The sequence below is a fragment of the Anoxybacillus sp. UARK-01 genome (genome assembly GCF_002075365.1).
Classification (GTDB): Bacteria; Bacillota; Bacilli; order Bacillales; family Anoxybacillaceae; genus Anoxybacteroides; species Anoxybacteroides rupiense.
On the sequence record NZ_NASY01000048.1, the window covers coordinates 55,163 to 74,231 of the forward strand.

Annotated in this window: 16 protein-coding genes and 1 riboswitch; of the genes, 10 read left to right on the forward strand and 6 right to left on the reverse strand. The window is 42.0% G+C overall.

Annotation, left to right across the window (positions count from 1 at the left end; translation table 11 throughout):
* Nucleotides 1-6: 6 nt before the first annotated feature.
* The 3 genes from B6A27_RS14985 to B6A27_RS14995 are packed head-to-tail and all read left to right on the forward strand — an operon-like array spanning nt 7 to nt 2,276.
* The gene (locus B6A27_RS14985) at nt 7-573 is read left to right on the forward strand and encodes a nitroreductase family protein (protein ID WP_080862509.1); all 567 of its coding nucleotides are present in this window, start codon (nt 7-9) and stop codon (nt 571-573) included.
* Between the two features lie 34 nt (nt 574-607).
* On the forward strand, nt 608-1,369 hold the full coding sequence (locus B6A27_RS14990) for an alpha/beta hydrolase (RefSeq protein WP_080862528.1): 762 nt from the start codon (nt 608-610) through the stop codon (nt 1,367-1,369).
* Between the two features lie 43 nt (nt 1,370-1,412).
* Nucleotides 1,413-2,276: an alpha/beta hydrolase gene (locus tag B6A27_RS14995; RefSeq protein ID WP_066148975.1), complete on the forward strand. Its 864-nt coding sequence runs from the start codon at nt 1,413-1,415 to the stop codon at nt 2,274-2,276.
* A gap of 365 nt (nt 2,277-2,641) precedes the next feature.
* On the opposite strand, the gene B6A27_RS15000 is transcribed toward B6A27_RS14995, so the two are convergent.
* The 4 genes from B6A27_RS15000 to B6A27_RS15015 form a co-directional block, all read right to left on the reverse strand.
* Complete coding sequence (locus B6A27_RS15000; protein WP_080862510.1) at nt 2,642-3,649, reverse strand: FecCD family ABC transporter permease; 1,008 nt, start codon at nt 3,647-3,649, stop codon at nt 2,642-2,644.
* Nucleotides 3,646-4,656 (reverse strand): FecCD family ABC transporter permease, encoded by a 1,011-nt coding sequence (locus B6A27_RS15005; RefSeq protein ID WP_080862511.1) that lies wholly within the window; start codon nt 4,654-4,656, stop codon nt 3,646-3,648. Before B6A27_RS15005 ends, B6A27_RS15000 begins: the two co-directional genes overlap by 4 nt.
* A 124-nt stretch (nt 4,657-4,780) precedes the next feature.
* Entirely contained in the window at nt 4,781-5,704 is a 924-nt protein-coding gene (locus B6A27_RS15010) for an iron-hydroxamate ABC transporter substrate-binding protein (protein WP_044742580.1), read from the reverse strand.
* Nucleotides 5,701-6,501, reverse strand: coding sequence for an ABC transporter ATP-binding protein (locus tag B6A27_RS15015; protein ID WP_080862512.1), 801 nt, complete (start codon nt 6,499-6,501; stop codon nt 5,701-5,703). The genes B6A27_RS15010 and B6A27_RS15015 overlap by 4 nt, the downstream gene beginning before the upstream one ends.
* Before the next feature lie 186 nt (nt 6,502-6,687).
* Between B6A27_RS15015 and B6A27_RS15020 the strand changes: the two genes are divergently transcribed.
* The 4 genes from B6A27_RS15020 to B6A27_RS15045 all read left to right on the forward strand — a co-directional run bounded on the left by B6A27_RS15020 (nt 6,688) and on the right by B6A27_RS15045 (nt 11,304).
* Nucleotides 6,688-7,737, forward strand: a complete 1,050-nt coding sequence (locus B6A27_RS15020; RefSeq protein WP_044742578.1) for an NAD(P)/FAD-dependent oxidoreductase — start codon at nt 6,688-6,690, stop codon at nt 7,735-7,737.
* A 790-nt stretch (nt 7,738-8,527) separates the two neighbouring features.
* Complete coding sequence (locus tag B6A27_RS15035; protein WP_236631852.1) at nt 8,528-9,409, forward strand: putative RNA methyltransferase; 882 nt, start codon at nt 8,528-8,530, stop codon at nt 9,407-9,409.
* A gap of 271 nt (nt 9,410-9,680) precedes the next feature.
* A complete protein-coding gene (locus tag B6A27_RS15040) occupies nt 9,681-10,448 on the forward strand; it encodes a MerR family transcriptional regulator (RefSeq protein WP_236546381.1) in 768 nt (255 codons plus the stop codon).
* A 145-nt stretch (nt 10,449-10,593) separates the two neighbouring features.
* Nucleotides 10,594-11,304 carry a DsbA family oxidoreductase gene (locus B6A27_RS15045; protein ID WP_066148980.1) on the forward strand — a complete coding sequence of 237 codons (711 nt, stop codon included), beginning with the start codon at nt 10,594-10,596 and terminating at the stop codon, nt 11,302-11,304.
* Nucleotides 11,305-11,457: 153 nt separating this feature from the next.
* On the opposite strand, the gene ltaS is transcribed toward B6A27_RS15045, so the two are convergent.
* Entirely contained in the window at nt 11,458-13,428 is a 1,971-nt protein-coding gene (gene ltaS / locus B6A27_RS15050; protein ID WP_080862516.1) for a lipoteichoic acid synthase, read from the reverse strand.
* Between the two features lie 669 nt (nt 13,429-14,097).
* The gene (locus B6A27_RS19165; RefSeq protein ID WP_236631853.1) at nt 14,098-14,217 is read right to left on the reverse strand and encodes a hypothetical protein; all 120 of its coding nucleotides are present in this window, start codon (nt 14,215-14,217) and stop codon (nt 14,098-14,100) included.
* Between the two features lie 380 nt (nt 14,218-14,597).
* Between B6A27_RS19165 and B6A27_RS15060 the strand changes: the two genes are divergently transcribed.
* The 3 genes from B6A27_RS15060 (at nt 14,598) to ytaF (ending at nt 18,966) form a co-directional block, all read left to right on the forward strand.
* Nucleotides 14,598-15,935, forward strand: a complete 1,338-nt coding sequence (locus B6A27_RS15060; RefSeq protein WP_369824187.1) for a TrkH family potassium uptake protein — start codon at nt 14,598-14,600, stop codon at nt 15,933-15,935.
* 147 nt (nt 15,936-16,082) lie between these two features.
* Nucleotides 16,083-16,226: riboswitch (cyclic di-AMP (ydaO/yuaA leader) on the forward strand.
* A gap of 115 nt (nt 16,227-16,341) precedes the next feature.
* Nucleotides 16,342-18,171, forward strand: a complete 1,830-nt coding sequence (locus B6A27_RS15065) for an APC family permease (protein WP_066148983.1) — start codon at nt 16,342-16,344, stop codon at nt 18,169-18,171.
* Nucleotides 18,172-18,300: 129 nt separating this feature from the next.
* Nucleotides 18,301-18,966, forward strand: coding sequence for a sporulation membrane protein YtaF (gene ytaF / locus B6A27_RS15070; protein ID WP_080862518.1), 666 nt, complete (start codon nt 18,301-18,303; stop codon nt 18,964-18,966).
* Nucleotides 18,967-19,069: the final 103 nt, after the last annotated feature.

The window sequence follows — 19,069 nt, forward strand, 5'->3', positions numbered from 1 at the left end:
TTGCTTATGGAGCTGAGCCAATTGCTGCGAGATCGCCGTTCCGTTCATATATTTGAAGATCGTCCTGTATCACCTGAGCTTGTAATGGAGCTGCTTGATACAGCTGTTTGGGCTCCTAATCACCGTCTGACTCAGCCTTGGCGGTTTATTTTAACATATGGAGAAGGCCGTAGAAAAATTGCTGATGCCGTGCGGACAATGAAAGAAAACAAAGAAGCGGACCCATTGAAAAGAAAGGAAATCGGCCAAAAATTTTACGATAAAATCATGTCTATTCCCATGATTTTAACGGTGTTGATGAGGGAGGACCCTAATTTGGTGGTTAGAGAAGAAGATTATGCAGCAACGAGTTGTGTGATCCATAATTTTAGTCTGCTCGCATGGGAAAAGGGGATCGGCATGGTGTGGGAGACATATGGATGGCTACATGATCCTATTTTTCGGAAAGCGATGGGAATTCAGCCCGGAGAGAAAGCCGTTGGCAATCTCCATATCGGCTATCCTGCAAAGATTCCACCCGCTCGGCCGCGTATTCCAGCTGCGCAATTGACCACTATTTTTAATCAAGCATAAAGCCGAGGTTCGTCGTATGTTAAAGGAAAGTCATATTAGGGGAACATTGACGACGGAGAGTTGGAGAGGGAGAAAGCTGTTGATTTATCTTCCTCCCTCCTATGCAAAAGGCGTTAGCCGATATCCAGTTGTCTATGTTCAAGATGGAGGATATTTATTTGATCCCTTTCAAAGTGATGCTCTAGTCCAGCTTGAGCTTATGTTTGCCCACGGGGAGCTTCCGGAGCTTTTATTTGTGGGGATTGAGACAAAGAACCGATTGGATGAATATACACCGTGGCATGCGAAGGCGCTATCTGAACGGTTTGCCGATTTTGGCGGAAAGGGCTCACATTACCTCGCCTTTCTTGCCGAAGACCTTAAACCATATATAGATGCTTCCTATCAAACAGATGGATGTCAGCGGCAAACAGGCCTGGTCGGAGCTTCTCTTGGCGGTCTCATCTCGATGTATGCGGCTTATTTATATCCGCATGTATTTGGCAAAATCGGCTGTCTTTCAGGTTCATTTTGGTATGAAGGTTTTCTTCATTTCATGGAGTCACATATAGTTGCCTCCGATTTAAAGATTTATATGGACGTAGGAAGCATAGAGGGCATTGAAAAACAAAATGTTCAACGAGAAATGGTTTCAAGAACAAAAGCAGCCTATGCGATATTAATGAATCAACAGCTAAGCAACAAGAGACTCAAATTTGTCATAGAGGAGGGGGCTCCTCATGCTCGCCCTTTTTTTATTAAACGATTTCCAAGCGCAGTGAAGTGGTTATATTCAAATACAGAAGGGGAGCAGTAGAAGGCGGCTGATGATTCGATGAGCAAGAAAGGAGGGAGTAGGGTTGGATGCTAAAAAAAGTGAGTTGTTTTCTTCAGCTGTTCATACGGCAGGCGTTAGTGAGTTCACAATTCCGCGAACGAAGCAGCGTGTGATGTATTCTCACTATGGGAATCGTGAATATCGGATTTTTGTCGCTCAACCTTATGCGGATCCGCCTCCTTCGGGATTTCCGGTGATTTATGTACTTGATGCCAATTCGGTATTTGGCACGATGGTGGAAGCGATGCGCGTGCAGGCAGGACGTCCTGATCGCACAGGAGTTGTTCCTGCGGTGATTGTTGGTATTGGTTATCCAACAGAAAAGCCATTTTCTCCTGCCCGTTTTTACGATTTTACCATGTCTGTTCCGGAAAGCGAATTACCTGCTCGTCCAGATGGAACCGCATGGCCGGAAATGGGAGGAGCAGCGGCTTTTTTGGAATTTATTGAAACGGAACTGAAGCCTGAAATAGAGCGAGAATGGCCAATTGATCGGACGAGGCAGGCCATTTTTGGCCATTCTCTCGGTGGCCTCTTTGCTCTGCAGGTGCTTTTTACGAAGCCGACTGCTTTCAGAACGTATATTGCTGGAAGCCCTTCGATTCATTGGAGCAAACAGCTATTGCTTGAAGCGGAACAACGCTTTGTTGCTCGCATCAAACAAGAAGCGCTCAACGTTGACGTACTTCTGGCGGCTGGAGAGTTGGAAAGAAGCCACAAAAGCCGAATTAACGCTCATGCTGAAGAACTGGCGGAACGCCTTTCCGCTTTAGCTGATTTGGGGGTATATGTGGAGTTTCAGGAATTTGCCGGAGAAGGGCATGTTTCGGTATTGCCAGCCCTCATCAGCCGAGCTCTACGGTTTGTATCGAGAAACAGCATATAACGAATCGTTTCGTCCTTAGGTTGCATCAAATGTTCATCTTCACATGTTAGGCAATAAAAATATCAGTGCCATTAGAGATGGCAGACAAAAAGGGCTCGGATCGGAAGATCTGAGCCCTTATTATTATTTGAATCTCAATCGGATACAAGCTGCTTTTCTATGAGGGCCATTCTCTTATTCTTAAGTTAGGAGCGGGGGATATCAAGGTGTTATTATTGGCATCATCAGGTAAATGGTATGGTTCTAACCTTCACCCCATGAATGCCAGATCCCGTCCATTCATAAAGAATGCAAACATTCGAAGGTAAGCTTTATCCATTATCGCTGTTCATTTTTATATCATTTTCTTTAATTGGGGGATTCATTTATTTCTTTAATAGCAAGTAAATAAAATAAGGTGCGCCAATTAAAGAGACCATAATCCCGGCTGGAATGCTATTGGGATCAAAGATATTTCGGCCGATCAAATCAGCGATTAATAAAAACCATCCGCCAAGGAGCAGCGCGATAGGAATAAATAGTTGGTTTCTCGGTCCTACTAACGCTTTTGCCATATGCGGTGCCATCAGCCCGATGAAAGAGATTCCGCCCGTCACTGAAACGGTGGAGGCGGCCAAGGCTACGGCTGCGAGAAGCAAAGAAATTCGTTCTTTTTCAACCGACATGCCGACGCCAACGGCTACCGGTTCACTTAACCCAAGCAAATTCAAGCGATTAGCTTTATATAAAGTAAAAGGAATGAGCGTGATTAACCAAGGAAGCAAGGCCAAAATAAAGGGCCAATCATCGCCCCAAATATTCCCGGCAAGCCATTTAGCGATAAAATCGACTTTTGCCCGTTCAGCGGATGAGATTAAGACAATCATCACTCCAGAAAGCGCCATTGAACATCCGACACCAATGAGCACGAGTTTTACTGGTTGGAGACCTGCCTCCTTTTTATATGACAACCCATAAATGAGAACCGCTGTAAACAAAGCGCCTATAAAAGCAAGGAGCGGAATCAAATACACAAAAGAATCAGCACTGACAGGAAAAAAGAGAAAGAAAATGGCTACAGCAACGCCGGCGCCGGAATTAATTCCTAAAATGCCGGGATCCGCTAAATCGTTTCGTGTTACTCCTTGTAAAATCGCCCCAGATAGTGCCAACGCCATCCCCGCTAATAAGGTAATGATGATGCGAGGGAGACGGATCGAAAATAAGATAAATTTTTCTTTAAACGTTCCTTGGCCAAACAAAGTCGGAATAAGCCGATCATAAGAGAGAGAAGCATAGCCCATTCCCATTCCAACCACGATTGTCAAGATAATGAGTGCGAGTAAAATACATATAATAATGCGCTGTTTTTTGATTAAAGCCGATTGAATCATGAGAATGTTTTTCCTCCTTTATGCACGATGAACAGGAAGAAAGGCAATCCCATCATCGCTACAATGGCTGCCACTGGCGTTTCATATGGTGCATTGACCGTGCGCCCAAGCGTATCAGCTAAAAGTATAAGCGTCGCTCCAACAATAGAGGACGTGGGGATAATGTAACGATAATCCGTGCCGACGATCGCCCGAACGATATGAGGAACCATTAAGCCAATAAAAGTCATATTGCCGACAAGGGCGACTGAGGCGCCAGCCAGCAAAATAACAACGATGTACAAAGTCGCTTTAATTTGCGTAATTTTTTGTCCTAATCCAACGGCTACTTCTTCATTTAAACTCAAAATCGTAAGCTGCTTTGAGAGTAAAAGCGAAACAAGGATACCAAGCAAAATAAACGGAGCGATCACTTGAAGCTGCCCCCATGTTGTTCCAATCACACCGCCGGCGGTCCACATCGATACATCTTTTGATATTTTAAAATAAATCCCAATTCCTTCTGCGACCGCATATAGAAAAGTAGAAACAGCGGAACCGGCTAAAACAATGCGCAGTGGGGAAAAACCGCCTTTTTTGATAGTGCCAATGCCGAATACGAGGAATCCTCCGGCGGCAGCACCGATAAAGCAGGCCACCATCATACTAAAATAATTAGCCGAAGGCATAAAAGCAATGGTGATCGCCAATGCGGCATTGGCGCCAGCAGTAAGTCCAAGCAACCCCGGATCGGCTAAGGGATTTCGCGTCATTCCTTGCATAATCGCTCCAGAGGTGGATAAGGCAGCTCCTACGAACATGGCCGCCACCTCGCGGGGAAAGCGAAGCTCGCGAATAATCGAAAAGGGCTCTCCTTTGATATCAGTGGTGAGAGCGAGCCACACCTCTTTTAGCGTAGTATCTGCCGCCCCGAAGACCATGGCAGCTGAAAACATAGCGATCAATACAAATAAGGCGATTATAAGCTTGTATATAAATGGAATCGAACGATTTAAGTTCGCCTTCATGTAGTTCCCTCTTTTCGTGTGTATGTACATAAAGGACGAGGAATTCTTGCTTTAAGAATTCCTCGTCTGTGCTTTACCATATACTAATGGAGTGCTCATGATATAGAAACGGATAACGCTCTTTTTATTTGCCTAAAAAATGCTTAATAAAGAAATCGAGCTGATAATCCAATGTAAGTGGATCGTTAAAGTAAAATTCTCTAGCATCTGCTTCAAATACATGATTGTTTTTGACTGCTGGAATGTTTTTATAGGTTTCTGTTTCTTGGAATGAGTTATCAGTATCTGGGTTTTTGCTAATAATTAGATAGTCTCCAGCAAATTGAGGTAATGCCTCTAGCGATAATGCATAGTAGCCTGGCTTTAACGCTGTTTCTTCTACTTTTTTCGGCATTTTTAGTTTCATTTCTTGATACAGTATCTCAGTTCCTCTTCCCCAATTATTACCAAATACATAAATTTGTTTGTCAAAATTTTCGATGACAGAAACAGTAGCATTTTCGCCAATTTTAGCCCGAATTTCTTCTCCGGCTTTTTGTGCGCGTTTCTTAAAGTCGTCGATCCAAGCTTTAGCTTCTTTTTCTTTATTTAAAAGCTTTCCAATTTCCAAAAATTGTGTGAGGTAATCTACTTTTCCGTATGTATATGTGACAGTAGGAGCGATTTTGCTTAGTTTATCAATATTTTTAATATTGGATAACCCAATAATCAGATCTGGCTTTAATTCTATGATTTTCTCGATGTCTTCATCCGATACTTCCGCTACGTCTTTTAGTTTGTCTTGGAAGCGAGGATTCATTTTAGACCATGAGTCAACACCAACTAAATTTACTCCTAAAGCCATGACATGGCCCGCAAAAGAAGAGAGCACTACTACGCGCTTTGGATGTGCAGGAACTTCGATTGGACCATTTTCAGATTGGTACGTAATCGTTTCCGCTTCTTTTTCTTTGGAAGCCGAACTGTTTTTCGTTTCGGTTGTCTTGCCACTGCAAGCGCTCATAATAAGCAAAAATAGGAGCATGATCGGGATTAAGATTTTTTTCATTGGATGTATTCCTCCTTAAGTAGACTATATGTGAGACACATTGGTTTCTGCGTGCGAGGATCCTGCCCGATTTCGGCATCAATATGAAAGACCTGCTTGAGCACGTCATGCGTAATGACTTCTTCGCAGCTTCCCGCCTTGACAATTTCCCCGTCCTTAAGAGCAATAATATAATCTGCGAAACGAGCTGCTTGATTTAAATCATGAAGAACCATGACAATCGTTCGTTTTTGTTCTTCGTTTAATTTTTGCAGAAGCTCTAAAACTTCCAATTGATGTGCCATATCGAGATAAGTAGTCGGCTCATCAAGGAAAATGATATCGGTTTCCTGTGCAAGCGCCATGGCAATCCACACGCGTTGGCGCTGTCCCCCAGACAAAGCGTCAACAGATCGGAATTTGAAATCTTTTGTTCCGGTCACTTCAAGCGCCCAGTCAATGACTTCGTAATCTTTTTTGGTCAAGCGCCCGAAACCTTTTTGATATGGAAAGCGGCCATAAGAAACCAATTCCCCGACCGTCAGGCCCCCCGGACTTTCCGGAGTTTGCGGAAGAATGGCCATTTTTCTTGCGAGAATCTTCGTGTTTTCGCTTGTGATTTGCTTGCCGTCTAATATCACGGTTCCAGCTTGTGGTGCGATAATACGAGTCAGCGCTTTTAATAGTGTGGATTTTCCGCATCCATTTGGTCCAATAATGGTTGTGATTTTTTGATCGGGAATTTGTATGCTTAAATTTTTAACAATTAAGCGCTCATTGTAGCCAATACTTAATTCATTTGTATATAAGCGAACCATGCTCCTACCCCCCTTTATACATATCCGCAAAAGGATAAAAACGATAATCATTATCAATTCAATATATAATTTAAAGCTATTTTTTTTCAATTGTCAATCACTATTTGTTGTAAAATAGGTCAAAAGGATGTATATTTAATTGAGAATGATAATCAGTGTTTGAGTTCTGGGAGAGGTGGAATATAGATGAATCATGATGAATTATATGATGTGACGATTATTGGCGGCGGACCGGCGGGTTTGTATGCTGCATTTTATAGCGGATTGCGAGAAATGAAAACAAAGCTGATTGAGTATCAGCCACAATTGGGAGGCAAGCTCCATGTCTACCCGGAGAAAATGATTTGGGATGTGGGAGGACATGCACCGATCACAGGGGAGCAATTAATTGAACAGCTTGTCAAGCAAGGATTAACCTTTAATCCTACCGTGGTTCTCAATGAAAAGATTGAAGCGATGAAACGAATGGAAGATGGCACGTTTATATTGCAGGCCGCTTCTGGGCGTCAGCATTTTTCGAAAACGGTCATTGTCGCAGTGGGGAGCGGGATATTAAAGCCGCAAAAATTGGAGATCGAGGGCGCAGAAAAGTTTGAAGTAGCTAATCTGCACTATACAGTGAAGTCGTTAAAGCGCTTCAAAAATAAAACGGTCATTATTTCAGGAGGAGGCAATGCGGCTATTGACTGGGCGAACGAATTAGTGCCGATTGCTAAAAAAGTGTATTTGACGTATCGGGGGGAGATGCTAAAAGGCCATGAATCGCAGGTGACGCAGCTTCTGAACAGCTCGGCCACTTGTTATTTTCATACCTCGATTACGAAATTGATTGCCAGTGAGGATCATGAACGGATTGAACGAGTCGAGCTAACCAACCAAGAAACAGGAGAGGTCATCTATTTGGCAATTGATGAAGTCATTGTGAACCATGGCTATGAGCGCGATTCCTCCTTGTTGGAAAAAAGTGAACTGAATATTCAAATGCTGGATCATTACTACATCGCGGGCAATGCCAATAGTGAATCTTCTGTACCAGGGCTTTATGCGGCGGGGGATATTTTAAAATACGATGGGAAATTGCATTTGATTGCGGGAGCCTTTCAAGATGCCGCCAATGCAGTCAATAGCGCGAAACAATTTATCGAACCTAAGGCTGATAAATTTGGCATGGTATCATCCCATAACGAAATCTTTAAAGAGCGTAACCGAGAATTGATAAAACAAATGATGAAATAAACGTTTTTAGCTGCAAGCCTAAGATGGCGCTTTGGAAATGTAGCTGGAAGGTATCACATATGACTTGATGAATGGGGGCTTTTGTATTACAGTAATAAATAAAGATTTGTAAGAAAAGGAGTTTTTTCCGTTGGCAGCATTTATGAGACTTCGATTTCCAGTTCTTTGAACCATTAATTGAATATCGTTCAAAGACTCTGCCTATGTGCAGGGAATGGGATTGGTCTGCCTATTTGCGGGAAAACGAGATCCATATAGATGTTATATGGTGTTCCATTGGCTAAGACGCCGATGGATGCTGCTCAATCATGCAATCATAAAAAAGGGGGAGACAAGTGCCCCCTTTTTATTGTTAGATCGATGCAAGCAATCTAAATACCGATGGCTTTTTTATGGCAGTTATCAAGCAGCCAAACAGCAAAAAGATCAACATCCTCTTCAGATTCCGCCACTGAAATGTGAGGGGGAAATTTGATGTGAACATCGATTGTCGAGCGAAAAGGGGGCTTACACACAGTGAAAGCTCATTTCACATGGCCCCCATCGTTGAATCGTGCTTCATCGCTTTCCTTTTATTTTGGAAGAGACTGTCTTATATTGAAAGGCTAGATCCATACTTCCATCCTCTGGATAGAAAGCATTTTTTCTATGCAGCAAAATGCACAGATGGGTCAGGTCTTGATAAGACAGTCTCTTTTATTTTGCATCATGCTGGAATGATAATGGTTATTTTTAATGATGGCGATCACTGGAGAACACTATGTGAAGGAAAAACGATGGAGGAATTGAGATGTCAAATAAAAAAAGGTTAGCAGCTCAGCTGATGGCTGCGTCTTCTGCGATCTTTCGTTGTCCGGTCTGCTCTGCAGCTATGGAGCTTCAGCATGTGAAAAGCTTGGAATGCATAAATCGTCATACATTTGATTTATCAAAGGTAGGATATGTCAATTTATTTACTCACTCTCCTAAAGTGAAATATGAAAAGCAAATGTTTGAAGCAAGGCATCTCTTATGCCAAGCCGGCCTTTTCGCGCCGATGAACCAGGTGATTAGCGACTACATGATTCATGAGTTAGTTGATACAGATCAAGTGATTAAGCTATTGGATGCAGGCTGCGGAGAAGGCTCTCATTTATTTCATCTCAAGAAATATGTAGAGAGAAAAACGGCCAGTCGCTTGCTCGGCGTTGGAATCGATCTTGCTAAAGAAGGGGTTTATATAGCCGCAAGAGAATACCCGAATTTGATTTGGTGCGTTGCGGATATTGCTAACTGTCCATTTAGGGATCGACAATTTCATTTTATTATGAATATTTTATCGCCGGCTAATTATGCAGAATTTCAGAGAGTGTTGATGAATGGTGGAACGATGATAAAGGTGGTTCCCGGCAAGCAGCATTTACAAGAGATAAGAGAATATTTTTATGGACAGACAGCTAGAAAAGCCTATACAAATGATCGCACGATTCAACGATTTCAAGACGACTTTCGAATAACAGCTATCGAACGTGTCACATATAAAGCAGCCATCGCTCAAGAATGGATGGATGCGGTCATTCAAATGACCCCTTTATCTTGGGGGATTGCAGCTGAAAAGCAGCAGCAAGCGTTGCGGATGGAAGTGAATGAGATCACGATGGATTTGACCATTTTATTTGGAAAAAATAAATAAAATCATTTCAGGAATTTAGAATTTTTAATATTCAGTGGTGCTTGTAATGGAGTTGATTGGATAGGAATTAGATGGTTTGGCGTGGTCTGGTGCTGAATAGCACGGCTTCGATGCGTGAAAGCGGCATTGTTTACGACTTCGTTACGAAAATACCTTCAACTGTGTGGGTGTTTATGACATCATTTTTTAGGATGGAAAAAATTTTTATCAATCGCCTATTTACATTTACGCTACGTAAAGGATTATAGTGAAGATGTCAGGAGGTGAAAGTGTGGAATATACGGTGCATCAGCTGGCGAAGCTGGCCGGAGTGACGGGACGAACATTGCGGTATTATGATGAAATTGGGCTTCTCAAGCCCGCTAGAATCAGCTCATCTGGCTACCGCATCTATGGGCAAAAGGAAGTTGATATGCTCCAGCAGATTTTATTTTATCGCGAGCTTGAAGTGGACTTAGAGACGATTAAGCAGATGATTTATTCTCCCAGCTTCGATGAAGTGGAGGCACTGAAAGAACACCGTACACAGCTTCTGGCAAAACGCAGGCAATTAGATTTATTAATTGCCAATGTAGAGAAAACATTAGATGCGAAGGAAGGGAGAAGAATCATGAGTGATCAAGAAAAATTTGCGGCGTTTAAGCAAAAATTGATCGACGAAAATGAGCAAAAATACGGAAAAGAAATTAGAGAAAAATATGGAGATCAAACGATTGACCGTGCCAATCAGAAGGTGCTGAACATGACAGAGGAACAGTATGCCGAGGTGAAGAAGCTGGAACAGGAAGTGCTTGATACGTTGAATGAGGCTTTTTTGACGGGAGATCCAGCAAGCGATTTAGCGCAAAAAGCCGCTGATCTGCATCGGCAATGGCTCAGTCATTTTTGGGAAAGCTATACGAAAGAAGCTCATGTGGGAGTTACGCAAATGTATGTGGATGATGAACGGTTTGCTGCTTATTATAACCGCAAACACGCTGGAGCAGCCGAGTTTCTTCGAGATGCGGTGCTGATTTATACCGGAATGAAAAAGCAATAGTCAAAAAACAAAGAAGAAGGGAGTCGGCTTGGTCCACTCTCTTCTTTTTGTGCTTGGCCAGCATCTGATGACAAACAAAGGAGTTGAACAGATTTTGGATGATTCGCTACAATAGACAATACAGATTGAACGTGGAGGAGATCCAATGAAAATTGAAGTATGGTCAGATTTTGTCTGTCCGTTTTGCTATATTGGAAAACGGAGATTAGAGCAAGCACTTGAGCAACTTTCGTATAAAGACCAAATTGAAGTTATTTTTCGCAGCTTTGAGCTAGATCCGAATGCAAAAACACAAGATGATATGACGATTGTGGAGCATCTGGCTGAGAAGTATGGCATTTCCACCGAAGAAGCAAAACGAATGACTGACAATGTGGCCAAGCAGGCAGAATCTGTTGGTTTAGTGTTTCGTTTTGAGAAAATGAAGCCATTGAACACATTCGATGCTCATCGCCTCGCTCAATATGCGAAAAAGCAGGGGAAGATGAGCGAAATGGCTGAAAAGCTGTTTTATGCCTACTTTACTGATTCGCGAGAGATCAGTGATCATCATGTGCTAGCAGAGCTTGCTGAAGCCATTGGCTTGAAGGGGGAAGAAGTAAAGCAGATGCTTAAAACAGAACAGCATGCCGAAGAGGTAAGAAGTGATGAGGCAGAAGCGCAACGCTTCGGTGTAAGAGCCGTTCCTTTTTTTGTTGTGAATCGCCAGTATGCGATTTCAGGAGCTCAGCCGACAGAGATATTTGTGCAAGTTTTGCAAAAAGCATGGGGGGAGCAGCAGTCTTCATCTCGAAAAGAGATCGCGCCAAATGACGGCGCAGCTTGTGAAAATGGCAGCTGTTCGCCGCGTTCATGAAAAAATTCATGCTGAAAGCGCTGATTCAAGGCTATATGGCCGTCCTCCTACAGTTTATTTATCGATCGTGAAAAAACGGGGCTCTTCAGCAAGGCCGTGTTCATTGTTTCGATAAAACATCATGGAAAAAGGGAGCTTTACACAGCTCCCTTTTTATTTTTGCTCTATTTTTTCTTCTTTTTTGTCTTCGTAATTATTGTAGTCGTATTTTGTTCGATCGACTGGCTTAAATCCTTTCGGTGTATAAAAGCGCAATAGATCTTCATAGACGACTTTATCAGAAAGGCTTAATTTTGTTCGTACAATTTGTTCGTCACGTTCGATCTCTTTATTTTTCTCAATCGGTTCGCCTGTTGGCGTTTCATAATATTTTCCATTGATTGCTGTAACGGTCGGAGTGACGAAATCACCATTACGGAATGGCACAATTTGTTGATGATCTGGCGACAATAGATCCGTACCGAATTGAATATAATTTTTCGTGTCAATTCCTAATAAATGAAGCACTGTTGGCAATAAATCGATTTGTCCGCCATATTGGTGCATCACGCCGCCTTTTACTCCCGGAACACGGATAAATAACGGTACTCGTTGCAATTGTGCATGTTCAAAAGGAGTAATTTCTTTACCAATCACTTGCGACATGGCTTCATTGTGATTTTCAGAAATGCCGTAATGGTCTCCATACAAGATGATGACCGAGCGATCATACAAACCAGACTGCTTCAAATAATCGAAGAACTCTTTGATCGCTTCATCTAAATATCGAGCCGTTTGGAAATAACGGTCTACTGAACCATCACCTGTTGTCGCAGGCTGAATCGTTGCTTCCTTATCATTAATCAAATAAGGGAAGTGGTTGGACAACGTAATAAATTTAACATAGAACGGTTCTTTTAATGTTTGCAACAACGGTATGGACTCTCTAAAGAACGGCTTGTCTTTTAAACCATAGTTTAACACGTCTTCGTCATTCATATCATAGTAGCTTGCATCAAAGAAATGGCTAAATCCGAACGATTTATAAATTTCGTTGCGGTTCCAAAATGTTTTATAGTTGCCGTGGAATACCGCAGATGTATAGCCAAGCTGGCTTAAAATCGCAGGCGCTGCTTGGTACGTATTTTGTCCTTTTGTTGTAAATACCGATCCTTGTGGCAAGCCAAATAAGGAATTCTCTAGCATAAATTCAGCATCAGACGTTTTCCCTTGTCCAGTCTGATGGAAAAAGTTATCAAAATACATGGTGTTAGGGTCGCGTGTTAACGAATTTAAAAACGGCGTAACTTCCTGTCCATTTAATTTGTAGTTAATCAGGAAGTTTTGGAATGACTCTAAATGAATATAGATGACGTTCATTCCTTTTGCTTTACCAAAATATTCAGGATTAGGCTTTGCATAAGTCGCTTGCACATGGTTCAGTACGGTCGTGACATCGCTCTTATTCGCAAATGCGCGTTGTGTCGATGACTTCATGCTTTGAATCGCATCATAAATCACATAGTTATACATACCCAAATATTTGACAATATAGTTACGGTCAAACGTTCTTGTTAGCAGCTGCGGACGGTCAATTTCCGCTAGCGCCAAGTTGGTAACAAACGTAAAAATGGCGGTAGCAAACAGCAAGTTTTTTTTATAGCGCTCTAAGAAAATAGGCTGTAATTTTGTGCGCTGTTTAATAATAACAGCAGCGATAATGATGGTATCTAAGAAATAAATAAAATCGTACCATTTTAACAGCTCTAATACACTTCCGCCTAAGCTGCTGAAATTGTTCGTCTGCGTTAGAGTCGGAAATGTGATAAAGTCGCTGAAAAAGCGATAGTATACAATGTTAGCATATAAAATAAACGACAAAACAAAATCAATCAAAATCAGCCAAATATATGAACGCTTTCCTTTAGCCAGCAAAGACAGACCTAAGAAGAAAAGCGCCGAACTGACGGGATTTATAAACAGCAACCACTGTTGCATAGAGTTGCTGATGCCTAGATTGAATTCCATTCGATAGGCAGTATATGTTTTCATCCAAAACAATAAAACCGCTAATGCAAAAAAGCGGAGGTGTGAGTCGGATATGCGCTGGAACCATCGTATAACACTACTACTGATCCCCTTCATCTTTTTATTCACCTCTATTTTCTCTTATTCTCTCATTCTAGATTTTTAATATATGGAGCACGAATTGCATTTATGACCAATTGCTGAGATTTATATATAAATGTCTAACTACTATATTATACAGGAAAACGCTCATGTCAACTAGCATAAAGTTGTGAATATTCTTTAAAACAATGAAGCAGATGGCCATTAAGCAGCAAGTATTCTTTGTTTTTAGAGCATTTAAACGTTCAGCATAAAAAGTTGGGTCGTTCCCTTGTGGAATAATTTACCTCAAACAAAATGAAAAAGCAACTATTATACATGTGAACATTTACATCAATATGAAATTTGCCTGTTTTTTGCGATCAATGGATTAGACAACATGGCTTATAGACAAATCAATGTGTCTGGGAGCGTCTGGTTGTTCGATTTTGGGTCGCGCTGGAGCGTAACCGAGACAAGTCACGGATTTGTCTCCAACTATCGAGAATAGGGAATTCGGTTTTTGAGTATATGTCCCATCTTTTAGTTGTATCTAAGCATAGGATTCGCGGGAGATCGTGATGCTTAAAAATGAGGATTGCCAATCTTGCATTTATCATAGTTTGGCAAGCAAAAGCTCATCGCGAATGGGAATATCATCCTATCTATTCAATGGGCTGCTTGGTTTTAAGCTCCTTGCCTTTTCTACAGCATTGGGAAATACTTGAATAATCGGATCTCCTCTGTTTGGATAAAACCGCAAGTTGTGATCAGTTCCATACGGCGACAGCCTTGTTTTTGAGCAAACATTTCCAATGTCGTCAATAAAGCAGTGCCTATTCCTTTTCCCTCTTCGCGGCTGTCTAATAAACAATTTCACAAACGGCTTCTTTCATAAATATATGCGAGAAGTCCTGCGATGTCTCCGCAATAATTAAGTGCAGCAAATCCATTCAGTGTGCTCCATTCGTATATTCCTATGGAAATGACCATGGTTGAGCTGCTCGGTGTTCGCTGAAAAAACGTTGGACGGATTTAGGATCAAGATGATGAATCGAAACGATCTTCATCTTTCCACTCGTTGTTATTCTTTGCTAAAATCATGGTACAAGACAGATGCATTTTTTGGTATATTTTTGACATGTATGATGAAGGGTAAGGAGTATCAGCCTATAGGTGTGACTAAGGGAGGAAGGCATAACATGATGAATATGAGGAGATATATATTTGACCCTCCGAAAGTGCTAGTGGCGGGTTTTGCACTCATTATTTTGCTAGGTGCAACGCTATTAACGCTTCCGGTTGCTACAAACGATGGCAAGGGGCTTCCGTGGATTGATGCTTTATTTACAGCGACATCAGCAACCTGCGTGACAGGGCTTGTCGTAGTGGATACAGGAACGACGTTTACGTTATTTGGACAGCTGGTGATTTTAGCTTTAATTCAGGTTGGCGGTTTAGGGTTTATGACCTTTGCCACATTTTTTGCTTTTTTAATCGGCAAACGCATCTCATTAAAAGAGCGGCTTCTGCTTCAAGAAGCATTAAATAACTTGTCAATTGAGGGAATCGTCCGGCTTGTCAAACGGATATTGGTGTTTACAGTAGTCATCGAATTGATCGGGGGGCTGCTGTTGACGATTCGCTTTGCCTTCGATATGCCTCTAGCAAAGGCGTTTTATTTTGGAATGTTTCATGCCATTTCCAACTTTAATAATGCTGGATTTGATTTAATGGGCGAATTTCGCAGCCTGACAGGATACGTGGAGGACCCTGTTGTCACTCTTGTCGTATGTGCATTAATTACGCTTGGCGGAATCGGGTTTATCGTTATGAACGAAATATATGAATACCGGCAAACGCGCCGCTTTTCGCTGCATACCAAATTAGTTTTGATAACAAGCGTCCTGCTTGTTGTGTTCGGTACGCTGTTTATTTTTTTATTGGAGTTTCATAACTCCAAAACATTGCAACCGTTGTCCCCGTTGGGGAAATTTTTGGCATCCCTTTTTCAAGCCGTAACGCCGCGAACTGCTGGAGCGAACACATTAAACATTCCGGATTTAACGCAGCCTACGCTGTTCCTCATTATTTTCCTTATGTTTGTCGGGGCATCGCCAGGGTCGACAGGTGGAGGAATTAAGACCACAACTTTTGTAACCCTTTTAGGGGCGGTTTGGTCGCAAATTAAGGGAAAAGAAGATGTTACTTTCTTTAAGAAACGGATTGTTTATGACACGATTTATAAGGCATTGACCGTGACATTAAGCGGTTTATTTATCGTCATAGTAGTTACAATGCTATTGACGATTACAGAGACCGGCCAAGATTTTTTAATGATTTTATTTGAGGCCACATCAGCGTTTGGCACGGTTGGTTTGTCGATGGGATTGACCCCGCAGCTGTCTCCGATCGGAAAGGTGTTGATTATGTTAACGATGTTTGCCGGCCGTGTAGGTCCGTTGACGATTGCTTATGCTGTTACGTTGCATCGCAAGCCCGATCCGTTTCGTTATCCAAAGGGAAGAATTATGATTGGATAAAAAACGTTAAAAATCAAAGCAAGTGTGAGAAAACAGCAAAAATAAAAGTAAAACGACAATAAAATACGGTTATTCCTTCCAAATCTCTTCTTTTTGCTTCTTTACAATAAAAATCGAAGAGAGTAAGATAACACCTATAATTCATAGATACATGAATCGCTGAATCCGTTATGGAGCGGGGGAACCAATATTGTAACCATTTTGTTACTTGGGGTGAATCCTTAAATAGGAGGGGCTACTCTCATAGTCCCAACCCGACAGCTAACCTCGTAAGCGTTTTGGGAGGGATGTGGAGCGCGCTGTGCAACCGTTAAGGACATCCTTGACGGTTTTTTGCGTTTTTGGGAATTCTATGTGTAAGCATAAAAAGTTCATGAGAAATTGATCGTTAAAAGGAGTAGAAATAATGGCGTCATTAAAACGTTTATTAATTGGTTCGCCGATGGAGACGAAGCGGCTGAAGCATGAGAAATTGCCGAAATGGAAAGCGTTGGCTGTATTCTCATCTGATGCTCTATCATCGGTTGCGTATGCAACAGAGGAAATTTTGCTTGTGCTGATGTTGTTAGGAACGAGCGTGTTTTTCTATTCGTTGCCGATTGCGTTAGCGATTATAGTACTGCTTTTGGTTGTCACACTATCTTATCGGCAAATTATTTATGCCTTCCCTTCAGGCGGGGGCGCCTATGTGGTGGCGCGGGATCATTTGGGCACGACGACAAGCTTGGTCGCTGGTGCAGCGCTCATGATTGATTACGTTCTTACGGTGGCTGTTAGCATTAGCTCTGGTGTTGCGGCGCTTACATCGGCTTTTCCCGCTTTGCTTTCTTGGAAAGTCGAAATCGCCGTACTTCTTGTGCTATTGCTTATGATTTTAAATCTTCGCGGCATTACAGAATCCGCCACTGTCTTTGCGTATCCGACGTATTTGTTTATTATTTCTGTACTTGTGTTAATAGCTGTTGGCGGATGGCAGCTTTGGCATGAAGGGTGGAACGGATTTAATCATAAAGAGCATGCTTCTTTTGAACATTTCTTTACATCTGGATATAGCATGTTTATTTTGTTTCGAGCGTTTGCATCCGGATGTTCAGCTATGACAGGAGTAGAGGCCATTAGTAACGGCGTTCCCTCCTTTAAGCCGGATTGCTCCAAAAATGCGGCGCTTACGATGGGATGGATGTCTGTTTTATTGGGGACGATGTTTTTAGGGATAACGATTTTAGCTACAGGTTTTGGGGTAACACCTGTAGAGCATAAAACCGTTATTTCACAGATCGGCCATCATGTGTTTGGCAACAGCCTACTCTTTTATTTATTTCAGCTGATTACGATGCTTATTTTAGTTTTGGCGGCGAATACAAGCTTTGCTGGGTTTCCGCAGCTGGCATCCATTATTGCAAATGATCGATTTTTGCCAAGAAGTTTAGCAGCACGAGGAGATCGTCTAGTGTTTTCAAACGGTATTATTTTGCTTAGCGTATTAGCGATTCTTTTAATCATCTTGTTCCAGGGAGAAACTCATTCACTCATTCCACTTTACGCTGTTGGGGTTTTCCTCTCCTTTACGATAGGCCAGGGAGGAATGGTGAAAAAATTATGGAAGGATAAGAAGCGTGCTACTACATTAGCTATGACGATGGCGGGTATGATCGCAACAGGATTGGTAACGATTATTACGATTGTGGCTAAGTTCACGCAAGGAGCATGGCTTGTGATCTTGTCTATTCCGCTTCTCGTCATGATGTTTTACCGAATTCGTTCTCACTACGATAATCTGGGCGAACAGTTAAAGCTTGATGAGCAAGAATGGGAGAGCCGAGAAAAGGTGATGAAACCAAAAGTGGTCATTCCGATTTCAGGAGTGAGTAAACTGGTAGCCCAGTCAATTCAATATGCGAGAAGTATTTCTGGGGATATTACCGCTATCTCCATTGTCTTTCATGAGGAAGAGGAGCAAAAGCTGCGCGCGAAATGGGAGAGATTTTATCCAAATATTGAATTAAAGGTCATTTATTCACCATATCGGACGATTCTTTCACCGATGCTCGACTATATTAGCCAACTGGAAAAAGAGACAATGGGAGCTCCTATTACAATTTTAATGCCGCAATTCATTGTGAAAAAATGGTGGCATACGCTGTTGCATAACCAGACAGCCATTTTCTTGCGTTTCTTTTTGATTTTGAAAAAGGATATTGTCATTGCTACATTGCCATATCACTTAAAAGAATAGCTGCAGGAAATGTCGAGGCAGGGAAAAATATTTCCCCGGAAATCGAACAGTGTCGAATATGGTATATAGAGCATGAACGAGTTTCCCTTGCGATTGGTGATGCATATAGTATCGCAGGGGGAACGAACAATGCTAAAATATGTATCTATGGTGATGTTGGCTTTAGCGGTAAGCCTAGATAGCTTGAGTGTTGGCGTGACATATGGGCTGCGGAAGATGAAGTTCCCGCTCTCATCCATGATTGTCATTGCTATGTTTTCTGGCGCCATGCTGCTAGTATCCATGTACGTCGGAACATTTCTTATACCATGGCTGCCTGTTCGGGTCGAGCAATCGTTGGCTGCATTCATTTTAATTGCGCTAGGTGTATGGGCGATTTACAATGTATTAAAAAAGCGTGAAGATGAGCTTGAAGAGGCGATGTCTGAATCACCTGCCACTTCAAAAACAGTGAGAATATGGCGTGTTCATTTGAAGCGATTTGGGATTGTCATCCAAGTACTGAAGCGCCCTTCATTAGCCGATCTTGATGGATCAGGCAGCATCAGTGCAAAAGAAGCGATGCTCATCGGTTTCGCGTTATCAATGGATGCGTTCGGTGCCGGCCTAAGCGCTTCATTTCTTGGATATCAGCCGCTTGTTCTTGCTTTGCTCGTATCTGTCATGAACGTAGTCTTTATTCGTTTTGGCCTGAGAGCAGGCTACAAATTTTCGAATGTGAAAATTATGAAAAAAGCGACAATGGTCCCGGGAATGATTTTAATTTTTCTCGGGTTGATGAAAATGTTTGTGTAGCCTAAAAAATCCTAAAGGCCTTGCTTGCCTTTAGGATTTTTTGAATCTTGCTTTTGGAGAGCATAAGTGTTCCGTTATATTTATCCATCGTAGAAATCGGATG